This is a genomic window from Priestia sp. YIM B13552, from assembly GCF_042787775.1.
Taxonomy (GTDB): Bacteria; Bacillota; Bacilli; order Bacillales; family Bacillaceae_H; genus Priestia; species Priestia megaterium_E.
This window is the reverse complement of record NZ_JBHZOU010000005.1, coordinates 167,348-189,128: the sequence shown is the minus strand read 5'-3', so window position 1 is coordinate 189,128 and position 21,781 is coordinate 167,348. Positions and strand designations below refer to the sequence as shown.

Annotated in this window: 21 protein-coding genes; 9 read left to right on the top strand and 12 right to left on the bottom strand. The window is 40.2% G+C overall.

Annotated features, from left to right (window positions below):
• From ACFX40_RS20170 to ACFX40_RS20160, 3 genes are all read right to left on the bottom strand, one after another.
• The gene (locus ACFX40_RS20170) at window positions 1-177 is read right to left on the bottom strand and encodes a hypothetical protein (protein WP_165574902.1); all 177 of its coding nucleotides are present in this window, start codon (window positions 175-177) and stop codon (window positions 1-3) included.
• Window positions 178-272: 95 nt separating this feature from the next.
• A complete protein-coding gene (locus ACFX40_RS20165) occupies window positions 273-812 on the bottom strand; it encodes a DUF2812 domain-containing protein (protein ID WP_028409359.1) in 540 nt (179 codons plus the stop codon).
• Window positions 813-1,139: a PadR family transcriptional regulator gene (locus ACFX40_RS20160; RefSeq protein WP_028409358.1), complete on the bottom strand. Its 327-nt coding sequence runs from the start codon at window positions 1,137-1,139 to the stop codon at window positions 813-815.
• Between the two features lie 481 nt (window positions 1,140-1,620).
• Between ACFX40_RS20160 and ACFX40_RS20155 the strand changes: the two genes are divergently transcribed.
• From ACFX40_RS20155 to ACFX40_RS20145, 3 genes are all read left to right on the top strand, one after another.
• Complete coding sequence (locus ACFX40_RS20155; protein ID WP_028409357.1) at window positions 1,621-2,823, top strand: aminotransferase-like domain-containing protein; 1,203 nt, start codon at window positions 1,621-1,623, stop codon at window positions 2,821-2,823.
• 5 nt (window positions 2,824-2,828) lie between these two features.
• Entirely contained in the window at window positions 2,829-3,431 is a 603-nt protein-coding gene (locus tag ACFX40_RS20150; RefSeq protein WP_028409356.1) for a dienelactone hydrolase family protein, read from the top strand.
• A gap of 107 nt (window positions 3,432-3,538) precedes the next feature.
• The gene (locus ACFX40_RS20145) at window positions 3,539-4,153 is read left to right on the top strand and encodes a GNAT family N-acetyltransferase (RefSeq protein WP_060745270.1); all 615 of its coding nucleotides are present in this window, start codon (window positions 3,539-3,541) and stop codon (window positions 4,151-4,153) included.
• Between the two features lie 48 nt (window positions 4,154-4,201).
• Here the strand turns inward: ACFX40_RS20145 and ACFX40_RS20140 are convergent, their stop codons facing one another.
• From ACFX40_RS20140 to ACFX40_RS20125, 4 genes are all read right to left on the bottom strand, one after another.
• Window positions 4,202-6,148: an ABC transporter permease gene (locus ACFX40_RS20140; RefSeq protein ID WP_098334333.1), complete on the bottom strand. Its 1,947-nt coding sequence runs from the start codon at window positions 6,146-6,148 to the stop codon at window positions 4,202-4,204.
• Window positions 6,138-6,899: an ABC transporter ATP-binding protein gene (locus ACFX40_RS20135; protein ID WP_098332111.1), complete on the bottom strand. Its 762-nt coding sequence runs from the start codon at window positions 6,897-6,899 to the stop codon at window positions 6,138-6,140. The genes ACFX40_RS20140 and ACFX40_RS20135 overlap by 11 nt, the downstream gene beginning before the upstream one ends.
• 100 nt (window positions 6,900-6,999) lie before the next feature.
• Window positions 7,000-8,004 carry a sensor histidine kinase gene (locus ACFX40_RS20130; RefSeq protein ID WP_098248014.1) on the bottom strand — a complete coding sequence of 335 codons (1,005 nt, stop codon included), beginning with the start codon at window positions 8,002-8,004 and terminating at the stop codon, window positions 7,000-7,002.
• Window positions 7,997-8,689, bottom strand: coding sequence for a response regulator transcription factor (locus tag ACFX40_RS20125; RefSeq protein ID WP_098332368.1), 693 nt, complete (start codon window positions 8,687-8,689; stop codon window positions 7,997-7,999). Before ACFX40_RS20125 ends, ACFX40_RS20130 begins: the two co-directional genes overlap by 8 nt.
• 170 nt (window positions 8,690-8,859) lie before the next feature.
• Here ACFX40_RS20125 and ACFX40_RS20120 point away from each other — a divergent pair, with 170 nt between their 5' ends.
• The gene (locus tag ACFX40_RS20120) at window positions 8,860-9,792 is read left to right on the top strand and encodes an NAD(P)-dependent alcohol dehydrogenase (RefSeq protein ID WP_377256014.1); all 933 of its coding nucleotides are present in this window, start codon (window positions 8,860-8,862) and stop codon (window positions 9,790-9,792) included.
• A gap of 28 nt (window positions 9,793-9,820) precedes the next feature.
• On the opposite strand, the gene ACFX40_RS20115 is transcribed toward ACFX40_RS20120, so the two are convergent.
• Complete coding sequence (locus ACFX40_RS20115; protein ID WP_377256011.1) at window positions 9,821-11,041, bottom strand: acyl-CoA dehydrogenase family protein; 1,221 nt, start codon at window positions 11,039-11,041, stop codon at window positions 9,821-9,823.
• 42 nt (window positions 11,042-11,083) lie between these two features.
• Window positions 11,084-12,157: a dimethylsulfone monooxygenase SfnG gene (gene sfnG, locus ACFX40_RS20110; protein ID WP_377256008.1), complete on the bottom strand. Its 1,074-nt coding sequence runs from the start codon at window positions 12,155-12,157 to the stop codon at window positions 11,084-11,086.
• Window positions 12,158-12,603: 446 nt separating this feature from the next.
• On the opposite strand from sfnG, the gene ACFX40_RS20105 reads away from it, so the two are divergent.
• Complete coding sequence (locus ACFX40_RS20105; protein ID WP_098332106.1) at window positions 12,604-13,944, top strand: LLM class flavin-dependent oxidoreductase; 1,341 nt, start codon at window positions 12,604-12,606, stop codon at window positions 13,942-13,944.
• The gene (locus ACFX40_RS20100) at window positions 13,922-15,106 is read left to right on the top strand and encodes a M20 family metallopeptidase (protein ID WP_098432260.1); all 1,185 of its coding nucleotides are present in this window, start codon (window positions 13,922-13,924) and stop codon (window positions 15,104-15,106) included. Before ACFX40_RS20105 ends, ACFX40_RS20100 begins: the two co-directional genes overlap by 23 nt.
• Window positions 15,107-15,288: 182 nt before the next feature.
• Here ACFX40_RS20100 and ACFX40_RS20095 read toward each other — a convergent pair whose 3' ends face one another.
• Window positions 15,289-15,753: a hypothetical protein gene (locus ACFX40_RS20095; protein WP_057244309.1), complete on the bottom strand. Its 465-nt coding sequence runs from the start codon at window positions 15,751-15,753 to the stop codon at window positions 15,289-15,291.
• A 92-nt stretch (window positions 15,754-15,845) separates the two neighbouring features.
• On the opposite strand from ACFX40_RS20095, the gene ACFX40_RS20090 reads away from it, so the two are divergent.
• On the top strand, window positions 15,846-16,388 hold the full coding sequence (locus ACFX40_RS20090) for a GNAT family N-acetyltransferase (RefSeq protein ID WP_098965250.1): 543 nt from the start codon (window positions 15,846-15,848) through the stop codon (window positions 16,386-16,388).
• 95 nt (window positions 16,389-16,483) lie between these two features.
• Here ACFX40_RS20090 and ACFX40_RS20085 read toward each other — a convergent pair whose 3' ends face one another.
• A complete protein-coding gene (locus tag ACFX40_RS20085) occupies window positions 16,484-17,914 on the bottom strand; it encodes an MFS transporter (RefSeq protein ID WP_377256005.1) in 1,431 nt (476 codons plus the stop codon).
• A 492-nt stretch (window positions 17,915-18,406) separates the two neighbouring features.
• Between ACFX40_RS20085 and ACFX40_RS20080 the strand changes: the two genes are divergently transcribed.
• A complete protein-coding gene (locus ACFX40_RS20080) occupies window positions 18,407-20,005 on the top strand; it encodes an FAD-dependent oxidoreductase (protein WP_028409343.1) in 1,599 nt (532 codons plus the stop codon).
• Window positions 20,005-20,334: a 4Fe-4S dicluster domain-containing protein gene (locus ACFX40_RS20075; protein ID WP_013084034.1), complete on the top strand. Its 330-nt coding sequence runs from the start codon at window positions 20,005-20,007 to the stop codon at window positions 20,332-20,334. Before ACFX40_RS20080 ends, ACFX40_RS20075 begins: the two co-directional genes overlap by 1 nt.
• Window positions 20,335-20,368: 34 nt before the next feature.
• Here ACFX40_RS20075 and ACFX40_RS20070 read toward each other — a convergent pair whose 3' ends face one another.
• Window positions 20,369-21,757, bottom strand: a complete 1,389-nt coding sequence (locus ACFX40_RS20070) for an alpha/beta fold hydrolase (RefSeq protein WP_377256002.1) — start codon at window positions 21,755-21,757, stop codon at window positions 20,369-20,371.
• Window positions 21,758-21,781 lie beyond the last annotated feature (24 nt).

Here is a 21,781-nt window from a genome sequence, read left to right as displayed (position 1 = left end):
TTATAGTACTTCATCACTTTCCACAAACGTTTCAAGCGCAGGATGAAATTCTTTTTGATAGTGGTTCGACGGACATATTTTCACAACAGTAGAGCGAAGCGCATTGGATTTTGATGTATTTAACACTTGCTTGCATTTAGGACATCGTTCATTAAACAGCAAATGAAGCCATTTCACTTTTCATCACTCCTGTACTAAAACCTTTAAATCTTATCGAGTTAATAAGGATTATAAAGGGTTTTATAGGAAAGGTCAATAAAAAGAGTATCTCTTTAGATGTTGCGAAGCTTTTTTAACTTACGCTGATACGCCAGGTAAGGAAGTCCTGGAAATACTAGAAGCACTGTTGAAATTATCAATAAAATGTCGCTAATCATTCCCACTGCTTCTGGCAACCAACCGTATGAGCTCATAGCGTTAAAAAGCAGAAGAAACACCATAATGGCAAGAATAGATAGCGCTGCTTTCCCTACGAAATGCTTTTCTCGTTTGTATCTGTCAATAATAGTCTCTATATCGGAATAGATAGGTTTTGTTCCCGGAGGTGCGCTGAAAATATGCATTGCATGCCCCTCTGAACAAACGTGCTGCCATCCAGCATCTTTAAAAAGCAGAAAATATTCATCATCTGCATTTTCCTGAAAATCCAGTGAATATTGAAGGTCTTGAGGCTCTCCTTTTTTTAAGGTATATCCTAAAAATGCAAAACGATCTAATAGCCAGCCTTTTTTAGCATAGTCGCTGAGCTTTTGTAAATCTTCTTGCTCTGCAAAAGCCGTTCCGCCGCTCATTATGTATTTTGTCTTTTTCATTTATAAACCTCCTAAAGCATCTTCAGCGTGTTTAATCATTTCTTTACGGCGCTGAATTTCTTTTTTTAAAAACTGAATTCCTTTTTCCGTTGCAACATACGTTTTCTTTTTGTCTTTGCTTTCGCTAAAAAGCATAATTAACTCAGCTGCAAGAAGCTTTTTAATCGTGGTGTACATGGATGCAGGTCCAATCGAAAACTGTTGATTGGTCATGTCTTCAATGGTTTTCATAATAAGATACCCGTGTTTTGCTTCTATGAGGGACACTAAGATGTAGTAGGACGTATCGGTAAGTTCCCCTGTCTCTAATGAATCGTTTCGCGGCATATTCAACCTCCTTATATCATTAAACGATATATCGTTAATTAATATATATCATTTAATGATATATATAGTCAATAGAAAATGTTAAATTTTAGGTTTATGATTATCTCATGAAACGATTTAATGAGTATAAAAGGGAAGAGATCTTACAAAATAGTTTACTAAGATAAATATATTCGCATAAAAAATTAAGAATTTATAGAATTTATTGTTTATTTATTTGATTTTTATGTTATCCTTTTTAACATACATTAAATACAAAGCCATAATTATCGTACGACCTTTGATTTGTATTACAAATAGTGAATGAGAAAAATATGTACCGAAAGGAGAACGTGGCATCAAGAAGAAATGAAGAGTCAGAGAGCAAGCAGATGCTGGTTGTCTATTAAAAAGGCATCTTCCACGGCTTCTGCTTAAATTTTTCTGACTATTCGAATAATTATTGTTAAAAGTTTAAAATCTAGAAAAGGAATGATCATTAATGAAAGATAAATTTGCCCAACGAGCTAGTCTTGTAAAATCCTCTGAAACGCGTGAAATCTTAAAAGTAACGGAACGACCAGAAGTCATTTCGTTTGCAGGAGGACTTCCAGCGCCGGAGCTATTTCCCGTTGAAGCAATGAACGATGCGTGCCGCGCGGTATTAAATGAAGACGGAGCCGCTTCGCTTCAATATAGTACAACTGAAGGGTATATTCCTTTACGAGAAGCAATTTCTAAACGAATGAAGGACATCGGCATTGAGTCCACGGTTTCGAACATTTTAATTACGTCCGGATCTCAGCAGGCAATCGATCTTACCGGAAGACTGTTTCTTAATGACGGAGACGTGGTAATCTGTGAAAGCCCAACGTACCTAGCGGCTATTAACGTATTTAAATCCTATAATGCGACGTTTGTAGAAGTGGACATGGACGAAGACGGAATGATTATGGAAGAACTAGAGAAAAAGCTTCAGGAAAATCCCCATGCGAAATTTATTTATACGATTCCTGATTTTCAAAACCCTACAGGACGCACCTTAACGCGCGAAAGACGTCAGCGAATGATTGAGCTTGCGAACGCATACGATGTGCTGATTGTAGAAGATAATCCGTACGGAGGAGTCCGATTTGCAGGAGAAACGCTGCCGCCGGTTAAGCATTTTGATACAGAAGGCAGAGTTATTTATATCAGCACATTCTCTAAAATTTTTGCGCCAGGTCTTCGAATCGGCTGGGTGTGTGCAGATGAAGACTTCATTGATAAGTACGTAGCGTTTAAGCAAGTGGCAGACTTGCATACGGACAGCTTTGCTCAGCGCGTAACGGCTAAGTACATGGAGCTTTATGATATCGAAGAGCACATTCAAAAAATTAAAGCCGTATACAAAGAGCGATGTACCCAAATGCTGTCGTGCATCGAAGAATTTTTCCCGGAGAATTTGTCTTACAGTAAGCCAGAAGGCGGATTGTTTATTTGGGTGGAACTGCCTCAAGGGATCGATTCAGGACATATCTTTTCAGAATGTCTAAAAAATAACGTAGCCTGCGTGCCTGGAACGCCATTCTTTCCAAACGGCACAAGAAACAATGCGCTGCGCTTGAATTATTCTAATATGTCTGCTGAACAAATCGTTGAAGGCATGAAGCGCATGGGAGACGTATTGCATCGTGAATTGACAAGGGAAACGACTGTTTTATAAAAGTAATGGAAAAATCAAATAAAGCAATTTTATTAATTCATGAAATATACGGTGTGAACGATCATATGAAGTGGATGAAAGAGAAACTGTCTAAGTTAGAGGCAGATATTATCTGTCCTAACTTATTATCTAAAGACGCTCCTTATAGCTATGAAGAAGAAGGAATGGCTTATCAAAACTTTGTTCAAAACATTGGGATTGATGAGGGTTCAAGACAAATTACTAACATGTTAATTCAACTAAAACAAGAGTATGAAGAAGTAGGAGTTATAGGCTTCAGTGTAGGAGCCACAATATCGTGGCTATGCAGTGAAAGCAATTTGTGTAACTTTGTGATTGGCTGTTACGGATCACGTATTAGAGATTATGTAAATAGAAGTCCTGTTTGTCCAACTCTTCTTATTTTTCCTGCTGTAGAGCAAACATTTGATGTAGACTGTTTAATAAATTCATTAAAGCAAAAAAGAGAGCCGCTTTTGGAAATCAAAAAATTTTATGGCGTTCATGGTTTTATGAATCCTTTTTCACAAACCTTTAATAAAGAATCAGCAGACCAAGCCTTCCAAACAATCAGTGATTTTCTCGAAAAGCAATTAGCTGATCACTAGCTATGTATTCTGAAAGTGATACCTTACAATAAGCAGAAACTGACTCTTTTTCAGTACGTATACATGTATTAACATTTTCTTTAGACGTATCGAAAAGGAGCGAGATTATGCTAAAGTCAGGTGAGCTTGTAGGAACAGCGGTAAAGCTAGTGCCGCTTGGGGAAATGCATGAACAAGGACTCTATGAAGCTGCAAAACCGAAAGAAATTTGGGAGCATCTCCCCGTAAAAGTTCGTAGTCTAAGTGATATGAAACGGCTGATTGAAAGTGCTTTAAAAGCAAAGCAAGAGGGAAGAGAGCTGCCTTTTGCTGTGTTTGATATAAAGTCACATTCAATTGTAGGAAGCACGAGATTTTTAGATATATCACTTCCCAACAAAAGCGTAGAAATAGGTTGGACGTGGTACCATCCGTCCGTGTGGCGCACTCGGGTTAATACGGAGTGTAAGTATTTATTGTTAAAATACTGTTTTGAAGAGCTGAAGCTTCACCGCGTTCAATTCAAAACGGATGTGCGAAACAATCGATCTAGAGAAGCTATTAAACGGTTAGGCGCCACGCAGGAAGGCATCAGCAGAAAACATATGGTTTTACCTGATGGATACGTACGAGATTCGGTTATCTTCAGTATAATTGACGACGAGTGGCCGTTTGTCAAAAAGCGACTAGAAGATTTTTTACATGCAGCCAGTCAGGGAAATGAAGAAAATGCCAGCAATTAATGGCATTTAAAGATAAAAAGCACAAGCTATAGCTTGTGCTTTTTATCTTTAAAGAGCCTCTTTAATAATTTTTTTATAGTAAAGAACCGATAAAATACCAAAGATAGAGTACAGGGCCGTATAAACAACCATAACGATAATCATAGGGGTCCAAACCTCTGTTCCAAACCAAAACCAGCCGGATTGGACGGCAAAATAGCTGTGAAGCAAGCCTACGATTAACGGAATGCCGAAATTAAAGAGCTGCTTTATTTTAATGCCTTTTAATAAATCTTGTTCGGTGAAGCCGAGCTTTCTAAGAATTGTATAGTTTGGCTTTTCATCTTCACTTTCGTCCATTTGTTTGAAATAAAGAATACACCCTGATGTGATTAAGAATGCTAGTCCAAGGAAAGCGACAATAAACATGATTAGACCCATATTTTGTTTTTGGCTCACTACGGTTTCCATGCGCGAATCATTTAAGCTATTATCGCTAAAAGTCATCTTTACAAAAAGTTGGTTTGCTTTTTTTACGTCAGTTTCTTTTGAAATGTCTATTCCCGTATAGATAGACGAGTCTTTTTGAATAGAAGGATCTGCGTCTTGCTTAAACTTATTAAATACGGAATTATCAACAATCGCAGTAGGTAAACCACCCCCTGTAAAATAAGTGGATAGCAGGAACTTTCGATTTAATCCTACAAACTTTTGTGAAATTACTTTTTGCTTTCCTTTTAGCTCAATACGTCCCGAACCTTTAAATGCCATTGTTTTTTGAAGCATATTATTATAGCCGGTAAACAAGGTTTCGTTTTGAGCTAGATTTATGCCATTAACTGATTTTTCACTAATCATCGGAATCGTCATAGCGGACGAGTCGACCATTGGACTTTTTAATTCATTTTCTAAGATGTTTTTTACGTTTGCTTTTATTTGGATGACGTCGATCTTTTTTTCCGTATATGCTATTTTCTTTCGATCCAGTGCGGCTTTAAACGAAGCAGCGTCTTTTGTATTATTGATAGCAAAATCGTTAGGTACATAGTCCCCAGCCGACTTTTCAGCAGAGTAATAGGAGATGTAGCTCAAACATAAAAAACCGATAGCGAGAGCCGATACGGTTGTAATAACCGTCAGCAACAGTGCATTTGATTTCATGCGAAACATAATGGATGAAAGAGATAATACATCGTTAATTGACAAATAGCCTTTTTTGCTTTTTCGCATCAGATTTAATAAAAAGCGAACCGAGCCTTTATAAAACAAGTAAGTACCTATGATAACTGAGGCTAAAATAGATATCATGGCGATTGCTAAAGCATTCATGCTTGTAAAAGATCCGTCAAACAATTTAGCAGAAATATAGTAGCCGGAAGCGATAAAGGTCATGCCAAGAATTCCAATAATAATTTCAAGTACACTGATTTTTTTCGTTTTGCTTTCTGTCGATGAAGTAACTCGGAATAAAGCCAAAATGGTCTGTCTTTTAATAAAAAGATAGTTCATCGTCATAATCAGCAAATAGATGACTCCAAATACAATCAGCGTTTGAATCAAGGCTTCTTCGGAAAAGTGAAGCTCGGCAATGCCCTTGGTGTCCGTAATTTTAAATAAAATCATAATGATTACTTTAGAAAACGAAAATCCAATTAAAATGCCGATAATCAGCGAGCTAAAGTACAACATAAAATTTTCAACGGTCAAAATACGGAAAATTTTTGTTTTGGTCATGCCAATTAGCTGAAATAAGCCAATTTCTTTACTGCGTCGCTTGATGAATATCGTATTTGCATATAATAGAAAGATAGAAACAATAGCTACAAGTAAAACAGAAGCGGCCCGAACGGCTGCACCTCCTTTAATGGAGCCTTTGGTTGCATCAAGAGCAGGATCATACTGAAGCGTGACAAAAGCAAAATATAAAGCTGCGCTGAAAATTAGTGCAAAAACGTATAAATAATAGTTTTTTACATTCTTTTTGAAGTTGCGGAAAATGAGCTGATTAATATTCATCTTGCACTCCGCCTAGCACGCCTTGAGTTTTCATAATATCGTCAAAAAAGGCTTTTTGCGTTTGATCGCCTTTGTACAGCTGCGTATAGATTTGTCCGTCTTTTATAAAAATAACTTTGCTGCAGTAGCTGGCTGCCACTGGGTCATGCGTTACCATCACAATACTTGCGCTTCTTTTGTCATTAAGCTCGGTCAATTTGTTTAGCAAATCGCTTGCCGCTTTTGAGTCAAGTGCACCTGTGGGTTCGTCAGCAAAAATCATGCTTGGCTCATGAATAAAGGCTCTTGCAGCGGAAGTACGCTGTTTTTGTCCCCCGGAAATTTCACTTGGATATTTGTCTTTCAGTTCATAGATGCCGAGCTGTTTAGCAAGCGCGTCAAATTTTTTGTGAGCTACTGCTGAAGGAGTTTTTGCAACGGAAAGAGGCAAGAGGATATTTTCTTTTACTGTCAGCGTATCGAGCAAGTTATAGTCTTGAAAAATAAAGCCTAAATGCGTTTTTCGGAAGTTTGCTAACTGCTTTTCTTTCATTCTGCTAATTTCATTTCCTTCGATTTTGATGGTTCCTCCGTTGATTTTGTCAATGGAGGAAAGCACGTTCAGAAGAGTCGTCTTGCCTGATCCTGAAGCGCCCATAATTCCTACAAATTCTCCTTTCATAATCGTAATGTCTACGCCTTTTAATACTTCTTGTCTATTAAATTTATTTCCGTAGCTTTTATGAATATTAGTTGCTTCTAATATGTTCATATGTACTCACTCCTTTGATCTGATACGTTTATTATAGAAAAAGGGCTTTAGCTTTTCCTTTGATTCACCGAACAAATAACGAAAGCATGTGACATTTTTGTCACATGCTTTTCATATCCACAAAATCATTTGATTTAGGAAAGGCAAGTGTAAACGTTGTGCCTTCATTAAGAACAGACTGCACGCCAATGTGAATAGAAAGAGCGTGCGCAGCTTTTTGAGCGAGATATAAGCCCATGCCTGTAGCGCGGCTGTCTTCATGCTGCGTAGTTGAAGTGAAACCTTTCTCAAAAATGCGCGGCATATCTTGAGGAGAAATGCCCCGTCCGTTATCTTTTACCTCGATGTATACTTGACCGCGGTGCTCGTAGCTTCTAATCATCACATCAGATTCTTCACTGTACTTGACTGCGTTTGTTAACAGCTGTCTCATAATAAACGAAAGCCACTTTGCGTCACACAGTACACGTTCTGCCTGTAGGTCCACATCAAACCCAATATTTTTTTGCATGCACCAAGCTTGCAGCGTTTTGATTTCAGTGAAAATAAGGGACTCTAAATCAAGATGTTCAATATACATATCATTTTCGATAAAGAAAATGCGCTTTTGATGCAGCTGTTGATCAAGCAAAAAGTGAATGCGTAGCCACTCGAACTTCAAGTTTGCTTTAACTTCTCGATTTTCTAAACGTTCAATTATTAAATGCATCGCAGTTAACGGCGTTTTAATTTCGTGAATCCAAGCTAACAGTTCATCTTTTTCCTGCGTCACGTGCAGCTGAGTTTCCACGCCATCTTTTTTCGCTTGTTCTAATTGTTGCATCAGATTTCGCTGAACAATCTTTTCAAACGGACGCAGCGGATGAGAAAGAGTAGAAGAATCAAAAAAGTCTTCTTCATCTTTTAGCTTTTGATAAAATTTCGTTTCTTTGTGATAGCGGAAGACGCAGAAAATAAGAAAGATAATCGATGATAAAAACACGATATAGAGAATCGAAGACAGAGGAATGGATTCATCAATATACGCGATAAATAGCATAAAAAAATGTATGATAAAAAAGAAAAGAATCCAGCTTAAACGCTCGCGAATAAAGAGTTTAATCATAGCGTTCCTCTTCAATGGCTACGTAGCCTTGGCCGACTTTTGTTTCAATAAAAGTTCCCAGTCCAATTTCATCTAATTTTTTTCGCAGGCGATTGACGTTTACCGTCAGCGTATTGTCACTGATAAACCGTTTATCTTCCCACAAACTATTAATCAGTTCATCTCTGCTTACAATCGTATTCTTTTTATGTATTAAGCATTTTAAAATAAAGATTTCATTTTTGGTTAAATCAATAGCTGTAGATCCCGCTGATACTTTATTTTTTTCGTAATCAATCGTTGCGCCTTGCCACGAAAGAAGGTTTACTTGTTCAACGCTGTAATTATAAACGCGGCGAAGAAGGGCCTGTATTTTTGCTACAAGCACATCAAAATGAAACGGCTTTTGCACAAAGTCGTCTGCGCCAAACTGCATAGACATTACCATATCAGAAGGATGATCACGTGAAGATAGAAAGATGATAGGGATTTTTGAATGAGAACGAATCATTCTGCACCAGTGAAATCCGTCATACTTCGGCAGCTGAATATCCATAATAACTAAATCAGGTTTTACCTCGCTAAACTCCTGCATAACGTTACTGAAATCACGGATGCCGTAAACATCATAAGACCATTGCTCCAACCGTTCTTTCAGTTCGTTAAACAGCGTTACATCATCTTCAATTAAAAGAAGTTTAAACAATAACACGTACCACGCTTTCTGTTTTTATACTTATTTTATAGCAATATCCTTTTATTTACCATATGTGATAGTAGATTCACCGGCGTTCTTTATAAAATGTGAAAGAATAGCTTTTGACGAGCATAGTTTATAAACATATACTGAACTCTAGTGAAAAAAGGAGAGCTGTTATGAAAGCAATGGTATGTACAAAGTATGGTAAACCAGATGTTCTTCAGCTTGAAGAAGTGGAAAATCCTATTCCAAAAGAGAATGAAATACTGATAAAAATTCATGCCACCACGGTCACATCGGGCGACTGCAGAGTGAGGAGCTTTAACAGTCCACTGCTGTTGTGGCTTCCAATGCGAATAGTTTTAGGATTACGGAAGCCTAGAAAATCAATACTAGGCGTAGAGCTGGCCGGAGAAGTAGAGAACGTCAGAAAGAACGTAACGCGGTTCAAAAAAGGCGACCAGCTGTTTGCGATGACTGGTATGAAGTTCGGAGGATATGCGGAATATATCTGCTTACCAGAAAAGGGGACAATAGCCGTAAAGCCAGAGAATGTAACCTGTGAAGAAGCCGCCTCTATTTCTTTTGGCGGCACGACGGCTCTGCATTTTTTTAGAAAAGGAAACATTCAAGCTGGTCAAAAAGTGCTTATCTACGGTGCTTCAGGTGCAGTAGGAACTGCCGCTGTACAGCTTGCTAGCTATTACGGAGCTGAAGTGACAGGCGTGTGCAGTGCTAAAAATAGTGAACTAGTAAAGTCTTTAGGAGCAGACCGCGTCATCAACTACCAACACGAAAATTTTACTGAAAAAGAAGAAAGATACGATCTTATCTTTGATGCCGTTGGGAAAATCACAAAAAATCAGTGCCAGGAAGTGTTAGCCTTAAATGGACGCTTTGTTTCGGTCGAAGGGCAAGGAATTGCCAAAGTGCAGACGAAAGATTTATTGCTTCTTAAAAAGCTGATGGAAGAAGGGCAGATAAAATCAGTGATTGATAGATGCTACTCTTTAGAACAAATTCCAGAAGCTCATGAGTATGTAGAAACCGGACATAAAATAGGGAGCGTAGTCGTTACGTTAAAAAAGCAAAAAAGAGAATCTCTTTAAAAGATCCTCTTTTTTACGATATTAAACGTTACTCTCCGCCTTTAATCCAAAGTTCAAGAGGAAGCCCTACAAGGTTCTTTCCGATCCATTCTCTGGCAATATTATTAGAAGGGCCCATAGCAATGCCCGCTCTGGCATCTCGGAACAAACGTTCAATAGGTCCTTTTTTATAGCCGTATCCGCCGCTTACATCCAATGCAATTCGCGTTGCTTTGTTGGCTACTTCTGAAGCGTGCACTTTAAATTCAGTTAGAGGGAGGGTAAGGACACCTTGTGCTTTTTGTTCGGCTTGTAAAATATCAAGCTGTTCTGCCAAGTCAATTTGCCATGGTTTTGTGCTTTCAATGAGGACTTTTGCTTCGGCAATCTGCTGGCGAATGACTTGATAGTCGCTAAGCTGGTTATTAAAATCGCGGTGAATCGTTCGCGTTGCATGGTTAACCGCAAGCTCTAGCGCATGTTCCGCTACTCCAAGCCAAGCAGAACCAAGGCCAATTAAATAAATAGGGGAAACGCCGTTTAAGACGATTTCTTTCCCTGTTTCTTCACTGCCTAGAAGATCTTCTTTTGGCACATGTACATTTTTATAAGAAATCGGACCGCTGTGATTGCCGCGAACGCCCAGCGCTTCCCATGGACTTGCGGTGATGCCGTCTGATTTTCCATCTACAATAAAAAAGCTAATATCCGTTGCTTCTTGTGCTTCAGGACTGCGTGTTTGGACGATATAAAAATCAGCTTGCCCGGCGCTCGTAGTAAATGATTTGTCAGCATTAACTACATAATCTTCGTCATTTCTCTGTGCTTGGCTGAAGTTGTACCACCAGTGTCCTCCTGAGGCTTTTTCACTTGTAGAGTACGTACCAATCAGCCCTTGGTCAATTGGCTGTAACCAGCGTTTCTTTTGATCGTCGTTTCCATACAGCGTAATAGTTTGAATCGCTCCGACATGCATCACGTAAACTAAAGCAGTAGAAGCACAAGCTTTTGCAATTTCTTCAGCTACAATTGCAAAAGCCACGTGATCAAGCTCTAAGCCGTTGTATGCCTTTGGTACAAGAATATTTCCCCAGCCTGCTTTAATAAGCGCTTCTAAATTTTCTCTTGGAAAAGCACCTTCTTCATCTGTAAGGGCTGCATTAGGCCGGATCACTTCATCTACAAGAGAAGCGATTTTCTCGCGGATGGATGCGTAATAAGCGCGCGTTGATTGATTATATACAGGACGTGCAGAAATTTCGACTGACATAACATACCTCCAAAAATTTTAATGTTTGTTACGATAAACTATTTACAATGCGCCCGCTTTTTCTTTTAGTTCCTGTTCTTTTTGTCTTACGAGCGGAATGATGGTTTCGCCAAACGTTTTGATTTCTTCTTCATAATGTAAAAAGCCTGTCAAAATAATATCCACGCCGATTTTTTTCAGTTCAATAATTTGATTGGCGACTTGTTCGGCTGTTCCGATAAGGCCAGTTCGGAAGCCATCATTGTACTGGATTAAGTTTTCAAATGAAGAGTTTGCCCACATGCCTTCACCTTGAGGAGAAGCTTTGCCTGCAAATTTCACTTGACTTTCAAACCCTTCAACGGCTTCTTTATCCGCTTGTAGAACAATTTCTTTTAGCACTTGTTTTGCTTTTTCTTCTGTTTCACGGACAATGACAAACCCGTTCACCCCGAATTGAATATCACGGCCGTTTGCGTTTGCTTTTACATCTTCAATTTGGTTTTTTAAGTTTTCAATCGAGTTGTCGTTCATGAAATAAACGTCTGATACTCGGCCTGCCATTTCACGGGCGGCTTTAGAGTTTCCTCCTTGAAATACTTTTGGCGGCTGAAGAGGCTTTGGTTTTAACGGTGCGTCATTTAATCGGTAAAAGTCTCCTTTGAACGTAGTCGTTTCGTTTTTCCATAGCTCTCGAAGAACGTTAATAAATTCTTCAGAACGGCGGTATCGCTCATCATGATCTAGCCATGGTTCGCCGTAGCCGTTAAATTCGCCTTTAAACCAGCCGCTTACAATGTTCACAGAGACGCGTCCGCTGCTGATATGATCAATAGTCGAAATAATTTTAGCAAATACGCCGGGATGCCATAGCCCCGGAAGAACTGCTGTAATAATGTTGATTTTTTTAGTAGTGGCGGCCAAAGCAGAAGCGAGAGTCGCAGCTTCTAGTTGATTTTCAGCTCCGTAGCTTGCAAAAAACCTAGTTTGCAAGAGAACATAATCAAAGCCCACCTGCTCGGCAATTCGCGCATACCGGCTGTTCGCTTCAAATGACCACTCTGTTTTTTGAGGAATGTTGGAAATGACAAGACCTCCGCTTACGTTCGGAGCCCAATAAGCAAATTGCAAACTCATATGTAACGCCTCCTTAGTTAAATAGTGAAAATAAATGAGCTGGGTTAAACATTCAACTCCTTAAATGCCAAAGGCTCTTATCTCGCTTCAAGTTGAAGAGAAGAGAAGAGCCTTCAGTAGCCTGACAGGCAGTATGGATGCTGAATGTACATATAGTTATATCACCGGTTATTCCGATAGTCAAAATGAGTTTTAAGAAATTTAAAAAGAATGAAATCGTAATTAAGTTTAGTTAAAGAAAGAAGAGATCATTTATTTTAACTAAAAACAAACTTGACTTATAGGAATAGTGAGTATACTATTCAAATAAGCTAAATAAATGAGAGGTCAACAGCTATTTTGCTCTAAATAAATAGCCGTTTAAAAACAATCGACCAGACGACTGGAGATGCTTTGAACAATCAAAGCATCTCTTTTTATTTGTCGTAAAAAGGAGGAAGTATACGTTGAGTGAAAAAAGAAAGCTAAAGCTAGGAGCAAATATTAAAGGCCTTGGAAATACGACGGATGGATGGAGACATCCGGACGCAGAGCCTGATGCGAGCATTAATATTGAGTTTTATAAGAAACAAGCGCGTATATTGGAAAAAGGACTGTTCAGCTTTGTCTTTATTGCAGATGGATTAGCCATATCTGAAAAGTCTATTCCTCACTTTTTAAATCGTTTTGAGCCAATTACGCTGCTGTCAGCTCTCGCTGCTTCTACGAGTCACATCGGACTAGTCGGGACGATTTCAACAAGTTTCAGTGAGCCTTTTACAATCGCTCGTCAGCTGATGTCTCTTGATCATATAAGCGGCGGGAGAGCGGGATGGAACGTAGTTACTTCTCCGCAAGAAAGAGCAGCGCGCAATCACAGCAGAGGATATCTTCCTCTTCACAGCGAACGATACGAAATTGCAAAAGAGCATCTCGACGTAGTAAAAGGACTGTGGGATTCATGGGAAGACGATGCTTTTATCTATCAAAAAGAAACCGGGCAGTTTTTTGATCCAAAGAAAATGCATACGCTTGGATTTAAAGGCAAACATTTTCAAGTTCAAGGGCCGTTAAATATTGCTCGTTCAAAGCAGGGACATCCGGTTGTGTTTCAAGCAGGTTCATCAGAAAGAGGAAGAGAATTCGGAGCAGAGAATGCCGATGCGATTTATACAAATGCACATACACTAGAAGAAGCGCGGGCATTCTATCAAGATATGAAAAATAGAGCAAGAAATCCCGAAGAGCTTCTCATTTTTCCAAGTATTGATTTAATTATAGGAGATAGCGAGGAAGATGTAGAAAGAAGATATGGAGAGCTTGCTGCGCTAATTCCAATTGATCACGCCATTACATATTTAGCTCGTTTTTTTGATGACTACGACTTTCAGCAATTTGACCTAGACGCACCGTTTCCAGAGTTAGGGGATATCGGAGCAAATGCCTTTCAAAGCACGACAAATAAAATTAAACAAGCGGCGGCTGCTCGAAAGTTAACGTTAAGACAAGTGGCGCTTGAAACAATATTGCCGCGTTCGCCGTTTTCAGGGACACCTGAACACGTAGCGGATGAAATGCAAAAATGGCATGAGCAAGAAGCAGCGGATGGATTTGTGCTTCGTCCTTTTATGAGCGAGACGTTTCATCAATTTGTGGAAAAAGTAGTGCCTATTTTACAAGAGCGTGGCCTTTACGACACTTCATATGAAAGCAGTACGCTGCGCGGGAATTTGAACCTTTCCGTTCCAGCCAATCGATATAGTCAAACAAAGGAGGAGTATGTGTATGACAGTCAAATTAATCAGTGAATACAGCGTCACAGAAAGCTTAAAGAAGCAGGTAATTGAGTGGAGAAGACATTTTCATCGCTATCCTGAATTATCGTTTCAAGAGCATCGAACGGCTCAGTACGTTGAAGATACGCTTCGTTCGTTTGGAAGCTTTATCATTACGCGTCCTACACCAACAAGCGTGGTGGCTAGATTAATAGGAAAAGAGCAGGGGAAAGTAGTTGCGATTCGAGCGGATATGGACGCGCTGCCGATTGAAGAAGAAAACACGTTTGCATTTGCTTCTGTTCATAAAGGCGTGATGCATGCATGCGGACATGACGGTCACACGGCTATTTTATTAGGAGTAGCTTCTGTTCTTTCTCAGTTAGGAAATGAATTTAAAGGAGAAATTCGCTTGATTTTTCAACACGCAGAAGAGCTGCTGCCGGGAGGAGCGCAGGAGCTTGTGAAAGAAGGCGTGGTGGAAGGGGTGGATTACGTAATTGGCACGCATTTGAATTCTGGCCTTCCCGTCGGAGAAATCGGCGTGCTTGCAGGTCCTATGATGGCTTCGCCTGACACGTTTAACATATCGATTAAAGGAAAAGGAGGACACGCCGCAGCGCCTCATGAAGCAGTTGATGCCATTGTGGTAGGAGCGCAAATTGTGACCAACCTTCAAACCATTGTTTCAAGAACGACGAATCCAATTGATAAATTAGTTGTATCAGTTACACAATTTCACGGAGGAACTACGCACAATGTACTTCCTGATAAAGTGGAGCTGAACGGAACCGTTCGCAGCTTTGACGCGGCTCTGCGAGAAAAAGTTCCGGCACAAATTGACCGTATCGTAAAAGGACTAACAGAAGCCTACGGCGCAGAGTACACGTTTACGTATGAAAAAGGCTATCATCCTGTCATTAACTCTGAAGAAATTACGCGTTTAATTGAAGAAACAGCTATCGAAGAATATGGAAAAGAACGGGTTAAAACGCTGTCTCCTAAAATGGGAGGAGAAGATTTTTCAGCTTACCTGCAGGAAACGGAAGGGGCGTTTTTTAACATTGGAGCACGAAATGAAGAAGAAGGCATCGTATACCCTCATCATCATCCGAAGTTTACGGTAGATGAAGACTCGCTTGAAATTGGCGTAAAGATGTTTTTGCGCATAGCAGAAAAGCTGTTGGCTCGTTAAAAAAAAGAACAAGAACCTATTTGGTTCTTGTTCTTTTTTATGTATCCTTACTTCGTATCTTTATAATTCGTCGCAAAACCTGCTGCAATTAAACCAATTAAACCCAGCACTCCTACAATGACGGTTATGACCATTACGTTCACCTCAGTCGCTCTTAATAATACGCTTTCAATTGTTTAATTTTACCATGAGTCTTCATATGAAAGAAGCTTTTCTTTTAAAGGCTCTAGCTTTTTAAATTTTTGATCATAGCTTTGCCGTTTTAACATGTCGTTGGTTATTATCAGCGCATCTTCTTTACGCCCTGCATACAAGTAGGCTTCAATGACTTCGTCAAATCCTTCTGAGTAAGGGAATTTTTCATATTTTGCTAGCTTAAATGAGGCATCGTAGTGTTTTGTTGCTTCTTCGTATTGCTTTAGTTTTAAAAGCATACGCCCATTTGCTAAATGTAAATCAGCTCGTTCTAAATCGGTAAGGGTATGGAGTTCGATCCCTTGATTGCGTATATCAAGAGCATCTTCATATCGCTTTTTTTCTTCTAGCTCAAACGCTTTCTCATAAAAATGGTCAAACTTCGTTAGAGGTCTTCTTGATTTATAGAACTTGTAAATGCCGTATAGAATTAAAAGCAGTAACCAAAGCAACTCGTTCAGCTCTCTTTCTTTATGTATAATATTTATATTAAAGGAAATTAAATTCAATTGATAGATTTATGAAAGACGCTTGGAGGAATACGATGGTCATCAACCAGCAAATCTATAATGTAAAAGGACTTCAGTACATCATTCGTTCAGCTGACACCAGCGATGCACACGAACTGTCTCACCTTAGAGTTCAGCTAGACGGAGAAACGGAAAACTTAGATCGTGAACCAGGGGAAGGATATATGGACGAATCCGATTTTGAAAAACTTATTCAACGTGACACAGAAAGTAAACGAAACTTATTTTTAGTAGCAAGCGTACATAATGAAATCGTCGGATTTTCAAGGTGCCAAGGCAACGAATTGAAACGATTTTCTCATAAAGTAGAGTTTGGTGTGTGCATCGCAAAAGAACATTGGGGATACGGAATTGGCAAAGAGCTTTTACAGCAGTCCATACGGTGGGCAGATAGCGCGGACATGAAGAAAATGACGCTAAATGTGTTAGAGACCAATAAAAAAGCGATTGATTTATATACAAAGTTCGGGTTTGAAATAGAAGGAGTATTAAAAAATGATAAGGTGCTGTCTGACGGCAAGTACTATAACACGGTAGTGATGGGGCGCTTTGCATAGCCTTTTACGAGTATGTATTTTATCGACCTTTAACAAAAAAACACCTTCAAGCACACTGCACTTGAAGGTGTTTTCCGTTTTTACTAGGATTATAGCTAGTGATAGACCTCACTTTTTTTACTAAAGCTTTTATCGCTTTCAAATTCTTGCTCTTCTTCTTTTTCGACATCTGTGCCAATAGGCTCCCACTTAATAAGAATCGTCGCGATCAGCCCAATAACGGGAACGATTGTAAGAACCAGAAACGTCGTATAGATCCCGCCAATTGAAAGGACAACCGGAAATAAGTAAAAACCTAAAATACTGCCAATACGCGTTGTTCCTTGCCCCCATCCAGAGCCTAGCCCTCGCAGTTCAGTCGGGTAAGAAAGAGTGGCCATCGTCATCCCTTGCGCTCCGGGTCCAAAAGATTGACCGAAAATAAATAAAGCAATAAATAAAATTGGCAGCGCAATAAAATGTGTATCGCCTGTGAGCCCCATCAGGACTAAGCTTAAAGAACAAATGGTATAGCCTGTAATGGCAAGTTTTCTTATACCGACTTGCTCAGTTAGCCGTGATTGTGTAAAGCCGCCAATAATCCCAAATAAATTAAAGAAAAGAGTACCGATAATTGCATAAATCATTCCTTTGCCAAAAATAAGCGTGGAAATGGTTGGGATATAGAAGCCAACGGCAAAGTACTGCATACTTTGAGTAGCCGTAATGATGGAAGCTAGAAATGTCCGAGCCCGATACTTTCCTTGGAAAATAGCTTTGTAAGACAGTTTTTTTGAACGAGATAATGGTTCTTCTTTTGCATTCTTAGCCACTGTGACTTGTATGTCATAGGTTTTCTCTAACACTTTGACCGCTTCTTTAAGCGGAAGGTGATGAGCGGCCCACATCGGACTTTCATTCATGTAGCGGTAGCGCAAAATTAGCACGATTAGTGCAGCAACAGCTCCAAATCCTACCGACCAGCGCCAAATATCTTCGTGCTGCCCGAGCAGATAAAAAGGGAGAACAACAAGTCCAGTAACAGTTGCAGCCACATACCACAGGGGACACCACAAGTTCACGTATTGACCTTTTTTCTTTAAATTGCTGAACTCTGCAATAAAGCTGAGCGCTACCGGAACATCTAGCCCTACGCCTACGCCCATTAAAAACCGAAAGATAAACAACCAAACTAAATCAGTTGCTAAAGCAGCGCCAAGAGCGGAGAAGACCATAAAAAATAAATCAATTAAAAACATTTTGTTGCGGCCGAATTTGTCCGTGTAGTATCCTCCTACAGTGGCTCCTAACAAAGCGCCAAGGGCCATAATAGCTGTAAGACTTCCAAGACCGGCAGGAGAAAGGTTAAACTGTTCTTTTAACTGATCAGCTCCAATTCCAAGACTGGTAAAGTCATAGGCATCGACAAAAATGCCGCCTAACGCTACTAAAATGATTTTCCAGCTTTTAGAGGTAACTGGATTTGAATTAACAAAGTTGATAATGTCTTGACGCGATTGAATTACGTGTGGTTGAGCACTTGCCATACTTGACCTCCTTATCGTATTACATATAATTCAGGAAACAAAAAGGCTCTCATTCTTTTTAAAAGAATAAGAGCCTCCAGTTGTCTGGTCGGTTTTTTTAATTCCTATATGTTTAGTGAGATTAATTTACCAAAAAATTCATAGAGTTGTCAATACGAGATACGAACAATCGAAATAAATTCTAAGAATAACATAATCATTGACAATCCTAGCATAAACTTTTAATATATAATTAAACAAAGTGAATTACTAGGTATTGCTGACGCTGTACGAAAAAACGCGCCTACTAGGCAACTGGAGGCCAGACCATTGTGGTGAAACAAATGGACTGGTCTCCTTTTTTATTGAACGGCTGCTATGGAAGAATTGGATTCTGGAACGGAATAGTTGGTATAAATTTAGCGATGAGCAAAATAGTCGAATGGACAGTAAGTAAGTTTTTTCTTAATAAGGTTTTTGAGAGCGTAAACATTTTAAGAGGAGGATCCGTATATGACTGCCGACTTTCATTTTCATACAGATGTATTAATTATTGGAGGAGGCCCTGCTGGTGCATGGGCAGCTCTGCAAGCAGTTAAAGAAGGTGCAAAAGCTGTACTTGTTGATAAAGGATATTGCGGAACGAGCGGAGCAACTGCGCCTTCTGGTACAGGAGTTTGGTATGTAAAGCCCACTTCTGATGAACAGATGACCGCGATGAAAAGCAGGGAAGAGCTGGGAGGATATTTAGCCGAAAGAAGCTGGATGAAGCGAGTGCTTGATTGTACGTTTGAACAAGTAAATGAGTTAGCGCATTTTGGCTATCCGTTTCCAGTAGATGAAAAAGGGATTTCTCAGCGAACGACTCTTCAAGGTCCTGAATATATGAGATTAATGCGGCGTCAGCTTCAAAAAGCAGACGTTCAGATTTTGGACCACAGCCCCGCACTGGAGCTTCTTGCAGATGAACACGGTGTGGCAGGTGCGTGCGGAATCAATAATCAAACGCAAGAAACATGGAGAGTAGAGGCTGCTGCAGTTGTGATTGCAACGGGAGGGTGTGCATTTCTGAGCGGAGCACTCGGTACAAATGTTTTAACAGGAGACGGTTACTTATTAGCTACAGAAGCAGGTGCGGCCCTTTCAGGTATGGAGTTTTCAAATGCTTATTCAATTTCGCCAGCTTTTTCTCCAATCACAAAATCTGCATTTTATAAATGGGCTACATTTTATTATGAAGACGGTACAGTGATTGAAGGAGCCGGTTCTCATAAAGGACGTTCCATCATTGCCAGAACGTTAATGACCCAGCCCGTTTATGCAAGGCTGGACAAAGCGGATGAAAGCATTCAAAAAGCCATGCGCTTATCACAGCCAAATTTCTTTTTATCATTTGATCGTCTTCATATAAATCCCTTTACTCAAATGTTTCCAATCACCCTGCGTTTTGAAGGAACTGTTAGAGGAACAGGAGGTATTCACATTACAGATGAAACGTGTAGAACCGACATTCCAGGTTTATATGCAGCCGGAGATGCGGCAACGCGCGAATTAATTTGCGGAGGATTTACGGGAGGAGGAAGCCATAATGCAGCGTGGGCTATCTCTTCAGGCTGCTGGTCAGGAAAAGCAGCGGCAGCATTTGCTGTTAAGCAAGGAAAAAATGCCGCAAGTCGACATGCAAAAGGCTTATCAGAAGCGTCAGGAATCACAAAGTCAGTAGCTTCTTCTGACGCAGCTGATACGAAGGAAATGATAGCATCGGTTCAGCGCGAAGTCTTTCCATATGATCGAAACTGGTTCCGTTCAGAAGTAAGACTGCAAGATTCTCTTATGAAGTTAAATGCCGTGTGGAATGAGTTGAAGAATGGAGTATATGATAAAGAAAGAAACATCGTGAGAAGTCGAGAGCTTGCGGCCATGACGGCAACGGCGCGATGGATGTATACAAGTGCATTAGAAAGGAAAGAAACGCGAGGAATGCACCGGCGTGACGATTTTCCGTTTATGGATTCCAAGCAACACTACCGCATTCTAAGCGGAGGGGTGCAGGAAGTCTGGGCGAGACCCTTAGGTACAAAATCTTCTGATCGCGTAAAGGGGGTTATTTAATGATCGAGCTTCTTAGTGAAGACCGATGTATTAACTGCAATCTTTGTGTATCCGTTTGTCCAACAAATGTCTTTGACCGCTCTCGAATGGGAGGTGCTCCTTCCATAGCTCGTCAATCCGATTGTCAAACTTGCTTTATGTGTGAACTGTACTGTCCGGTAGATGCTTTATATGTGACGCCTTTAGCTGAACAAACTGTAGAAGTAAATGAACAGCATGTAATAAATCAGCACTTGCTCGGAAGTTACCGGGAAGCTGTAGGCTGGGGAAAAGGAAGAAAATCCACCGCTTCTTCCGATCAGTCGCATATCATCTTAAATAGAAAGTAAAGAAAAAAGAGCGGAAACAGCCGCTCTTTTTTCTTTACTTTTTCGTTTCACGAACCCATTTCACAATATCATCAATGACATAAGAAGGAATGTTGGCTGAAACAGCATATTCATCGGGCGTGCTTTTTTCACCAGTTCCTTCTGTGAAAAAGTGGTTGAGCTTTGGATAAAGCTTAAAAGAAGTGTTGGAACGCTGAGATAAGCTTTGTTTCCAGCCTTCAAAATCTTCGGTCGTTACTTGATAATCACGTGCTCCTTGTAAAAGAAGCAGAGGCGTGTCCTGAGATTTTGCGACTTCTGCAGGGTGCCAGTGAGCTACGTCATACCAAAAATAAGGCGTGCCAAGCAGGAACTCTTTTGGCGGCTGAGCTGGTGAAAAGCTTGGGTCTTGTAAAATGGCAAACTGCTGCTGGAAAAACGCAAGCTGCTCTTTCGGAAGCTGATTCAGCGATACAAGATAGGCAAATTGTTCAAGCATTACCTCTGGAAGTGTGCGGCTCGGTGCAGCGAGTAAAATAGAGCCGCGCACGCTTTTATCCGGCGTTTGATTTAAAATTCTGGGCATCATCATGCCGCCTTGACTGTGTCCTAGTATAAAAATATTGCGGCTGTCGATGCCTTTTTGTTTCGCCATTGCTTCCACTGCGAGTGCGGCATCATCCGTTGTTTCATCGTCGACGTTTATTTTATTTTCACCGGACATTTTAGCTGTATGTTCGTATGTACGCTTGTTGTAGCGTAAAACGGCGATTCCTTGAGAAGCCAGTCCAGAAGCCAGATCTCGAAACGGCTTTAAGCTCATAAACGTTTCATCTTGATCAGAAGGTCCTGATCCGTGAACTAATATGACAACGGGTACATTTTGATGTTTTGAACGTGTTGGAAGAGTAAGCGTTGCTGGAAGTTCGTAAGGTGCTTTGCCGATTGAAAGCTGTGTTTCACTGTAGTTCTTAGAGGTATCGTAAGGCGGTGTGGAAAACGAAAACTGGCGCTCCTCCGGTACGATTCGCCAATCATCAATTTGCCGATTTTGACTAAATCGAACGGTTAAAGTAGCTGATATGTGTTCAAATTCAATGGGAATTTCTATATTTCGATGAACGGTATTGACTTCACCTTGTACAGCTGTCCCAATCTTTTTTACAGCACCAAACTGAGCCGTTAGAGCTGACCACCATGTTTTTAGGTTGTCTTCACTCATTTTGGACTGCAGGCTGCGTGAAAAATGGCGCTTAGCTTCTTTTGTTTTGCCGTTGGCGACATTCGTTAAAAATGCGTTTGCTCGTTTGACTTCAACTTTTGCTGAATGATGAGCAGCATTCGCCGCTGCTTCAGCTTGAACAGGTGAAGTGGACATAGGAAGTGCTTGAAGCCCGAGTGCTAAAGAAACAGCGAGTGGAAGGGCAGCTTTTACTTTTTTCATACATCATCCTCCTTGGCGATTCTT